Here is a 3,629-nt window from a genome sequence, read left to right as displayed (position 1 = left end):
CGACCATGAACATGGGGCGGCGCTTGCGGGCCTTGAGCGCGCGCTCGACCGCCCCCAGGCCGATGATGGGCAGGGTGCTGGCGGTGCAGGAGACGACGATGTCGAACTCGTGCAGGCGATCGGGCAGGTCGGCCAGGCGGATGGCTTGCGCACCCAGGTGGGTGGCGAGCTTTTCGCCGCGCTCGAGCGTGCGGTTGGCCACGGCCATGGCGCGAGGGTTGCGCGCGGCGAAGTGCGTGGCGGTGAGTTCGATCATCTCGCCGGCGCCCACGAAGAGCACCTTGGTGCGGCCCAGGTCTTCGAAGAGTTCGGCCGCCAGGCGCACGGCGGCGGCGGCCATGCTGATGGAATGCGCGCCGATCTCGGTGGAGGTGCGCACCTCTTTGGCGACGGCGAAGCTGCGCTGAAAGAGCTGGTGCAGCGTGGTGCCCAGGGTGCCGGCGGTGTCGGCCTCGCGAACCGCCTGCTTCATCTGGCCGAGGATCTGGGGCTCGCCCAACACCATGGAGTCCAGCCCGCTGGCGACGCGAAAGGCGTGGCGCGCGGCCTGGCTGTTTTCGAGCAGGTAGGTGTGGCGCAGCAGCTCGTCGGGGCCGACGCGGCCGATCTGGGCCAGCCAGTCGACCGCGATGTGGCGCAGGGCTTCGGGCGAGGCGCCCACGCCACCGGCGGCGCAATAAAGCTCGGTGCGGTTGCAGGTCGACAGCAGCGCGACTTCAGGCTGGGCGGACTGTGGCGAGCCGGTCAGGCGCTCGTGCAGGTGCTTGAGCGCCGGGGCGAGTTGGTCCACCGCGAAAGCAAAGCGGCCGCGCAGGTCTACGGCGGCCGTGTGGTGGTTCAAGCCCAGGGTCAGGACAGTCATGGGCAAAGATTATAAAATCGACGGTTTGCTTTCGGGCTCGCGCGGGGAAATGATCCTGGGCGAAGGTCGTGGTGGGGTGCAAGTGTTGGTCCAATTTCTCAGCCACGTCGTGAATTTCCTGCTGCCCGCGGTGGCCATGGCCCTGCTGGTGCCTTCGCTGGCGCGTCTCGTCTGGTGGAAATCGCTGGCGTCGGCAGGCTGGTGGCGCCAGGTGAAGCTGGCGGCTGCGGTCAACCTGGTGGTGCTGGTGTTGGGGCTGCTGGTGTTGGGGCGCGATGGCGCCATGTGGACTTACGCTGGCCTGGTGCTGGCTTCGGCCCTCGCCGTGTGGTGGACCGGTCTGCGCTGAGCCTCGCTCGCCCGCCCGTGTGCACCGATCTGCGTTCGATCTCATCTTTTTCATCCCATTCAACCGCGCGCTCCTGCGCAAGAACCCTGGCAGCCACGTCGGCATCTCATGAGCTACAGCGTCAAGGAAATCTTCTACACCCTGCAAGGCGAAGGCAGCCACGCCGGTCGCCCGGCGGTGTTCTGTCGCTTTGCGGGCTGCAACCTGTGGTCGGGCCGCGAGGCGGATCGCGCCACCGCCGTCTGCCGCTTTTGTGACACCGATTTCGTGGGCACCGACGGCCTGGGCGGGGGCAAGTTCGACACGGCGGCATCCTTGGCAGAACGCATCGCCTCGTTCTGGCCCGCGTCGCAAGCCGGTGGCCAGGGGCAGCGTTTCGTCGTGATCACCGGTGGCGAGCCCATGCTGCAGCTGGACGTGGCGCTGATCGACGCGCTGCATGCGCAGGGTTTTGAAATCGCTGTCGAGTCCAACGGCACGATCGCCGCGCCTGCCGGCATCGACTGGGTCTGCATCAGCCCCAAGGCGGGCTCGACCCTGGTGCAGACCACGGGCCACGAGCTCAAGGTGGTGGTGCCGCAGGCCGGTTTCACCGAAGATGACCTGCTCGCGTTCGAGAAGCTGAGCTTTGAGCAGCTGCGTGTGCAGGCCATGGACAGCGCCGATCCGAAGGCCCGGCGCGAGGCCATGCAATGGGCTGTGCAGTGGTGCCTGGACCACCCGCGCTGGAGCCTGAGTGTCCAGACCCACAAGACGCTGGGCATCCGCTGAAACGCGCGATGCACCAGGCGCCCTCCCGCTGAAGGATTCCCGAGATGTTCGAGTTGAGCCAGACCTTTTCTTTTGATGCCGCGCACACGCTCAAGCGCCAGGTCTCGCCCGAAGAGGCCGCAGGCAGCCGCCGCATCCACGGGCACACCTACACGGCCGAGGTCATGGTGCGCGGTGAGCGCCAGCCTGACAGCGGCATGGTGGTGGACCTGGCCGTGCTGCGCGGGGTGATCGCCGGCATCCGCAACCAGCTCGACCACCACTTCCTCGACGAGGTGGCTGGCCTGGGCGCGCCCACACTGGAAAACCTGTGCGTGTTCATCTTTGCGCAGGTGCACCAGCAGATCCCGCAGGTCTCGGCCGTGGCGGTGTCGCGCGCGGCGGGTGACCGCTGCGTCTACCGGCCGCAGGCCTGAGCCATGAGCTGGGCTGAGCGCAGCCGCCAGGCCGTCTGGCACCCGTGCACGCAGATGAAGGTGCACGAGCACCTGCCGCCGCGCCCGATCGTGCAGGCGCAAGGGCCCTGGCTGGTTGACGATCGGGGGCACCGCATCCTGGACGCGGTCAGCTCGTGGTGGGTGAACCTGTTCGGGCACGGTTTCGCGCCGATAGGCGAAGCGATCGCCGATCAGTTCAACCGCGTTGACCACATCATGCTGGCCGGGCTCACGCACGCGCCGGTGGTCGAGCTCTCCGAGCGGCTGGGCCGGCTCACGGGCCTGGGCCACGCCTTCTATGCCAGCGACGGCGCCAGCGCCACCGAGATCGCGCTGAAGATGAGCGCGCACAGCTGGCGCAACCGAGGCCGTGCGGGCAAGCACCGCTTCATTGGCCTCGAAGGCGGCTACCACGGCGAAACCGCCGGCGCCTTGTCCGTCACCGACATCCCGCTGTTCCGCGAGGCCTACGCGCCGTTGCTGCGCCTGAGCGCCACGCTGCCCTCGCCCGACCCGCGCCGAGCCGCGCCTGGCGTGTCGGCTGAGCAGCACCTGCAGCACTGCATCGACGCGCTGGCGGCCTACCTGCAAGCGCACGCGCACGAAACCGCCGCGATCATCCTCGAGCCCCTGGTGCAAGGTGCCGCAGGCATGGCCATGCACGATGCGGCCTACCTGGTGGCCGTGCGCCGCCTGTGCGACCAGCACGAGGTCCACTGGATCGCCGATGAAATCGCCGTGGGCTTTGGCCGCACGGGCACCTTGTTCGCGCATCAGCAGGCCATTGGCGAAGGCGGCCAGGCGGTGCGTCCTGACTTCATCTGCCTGAGCAAGGGCTTGACCGGGGGCGTGATGCCGCTGTCGGCCGTGCTGACCACCGACGCGGTGTATGAAGCGTTCTGGGACGACCGCAGCGCGCACGGCTTTTTGCATTCGCATTCGTACACCGGCAACCCGCTGGCCTGCCGCGCTGCGCTGGCCGTGCTCGATGCCTTCGAGGCGCGCGACGAGCAGGGCCACGACGTGCTGGCCCGCAACCGCGAAGCCGCCGCGCATTTCAACGCCCTGACCGAGCCGCTGCGCCGTCACCCGCGCGTCAAGGCCAGCCGTCACCTGGGCATGATCTGGGCTTGGGACATCGACACCAACGAGCCCACGTTCGCCGCGCGCTACCACCGCGCCGCGCTGAACGCCGGACTGTTGCTGCGCC

Annotated in this window: 5 protein-coding genes; 4 read left to right on the top strand and 1 reads right to left on the bottom strand. The window is 68.4% G+C overall.

Annotated elements, in window-relative coordinates:
* The coding region (gene hemA, locus B2W70_RS07100) for a glutamyl-tRNA reductase (protein ID WP_286744226.1) at positions 1-862 on the bottom strand (862 nt) is incomplete at its 3' end.
* Here hemA and B2W70_RS07095 point away from each other — a divergent pair.
* The 4 genes from B2W70_RS07095 to bioA all read left to right on the top strand — a co-directional run.
* Positions 861-1,211 carry a hypothetical protein gene (locus B2W70_RS07095; protein WP_286744223.1) on the top strand — a complete coding sequence of 117 codons (351 nt, stop codon included), beginning with the start codon at positions 861-863 and terminating at the stop codon, positions 1,209-1,211. The genes hemA and B2W70_RS07095 overlap by 2 nt on opposite strands.
* Positions 1,212-1,319: 108 nt before the next feature.
* Positions 1,320-1,982, top strand: coding sequence for a 7-carboxy-7-deazaguanine synthase (gene queE, locus B2W70_RS07090; RefSeq protein ID WP_286744221.1), 663 nt, complete (start codon positions 1,320-1,322; stop codon positions 1,980-1,982).
* 44 nt (positions 1,983-2,026) lie between these two features.
* Entirely contained in the window at positions 2,027-2,398 is a 372-nt protein-coding gene (locus B2W70_RS07085) for a 6-pyruvoyl trahydropterin synthase family protein (protein WP_058088536.1), read from the top strand.
* 3 nt (positions 2,399-2,401) lie between these two features.
* The coding region (gene bioA, locus B2W70_RS07080) for an adenosylmethionine--8-amino-7-oxononanoate transaminase (RefSeq protein WP_286744218.1) at positions 2,402-3,629 on the top strand (1,228 nt) is incomplete at its 3' end.

This window comes from Aquabacterium sp. UBA2148 (assembly GCF_002328915.1).
Classification (GTDB): domain Bacteria; phylum Pseudomonadota; class Gammaproteobacteria; order Burkholderiales; family Burkholderiaceae_C; genus Aquabacterium; species Aquabacterium parvum.
Note: the sequence above shows the minus strand (reverse complement) of the source record. Positions and strands in the feature narration are given on the sequence as shown.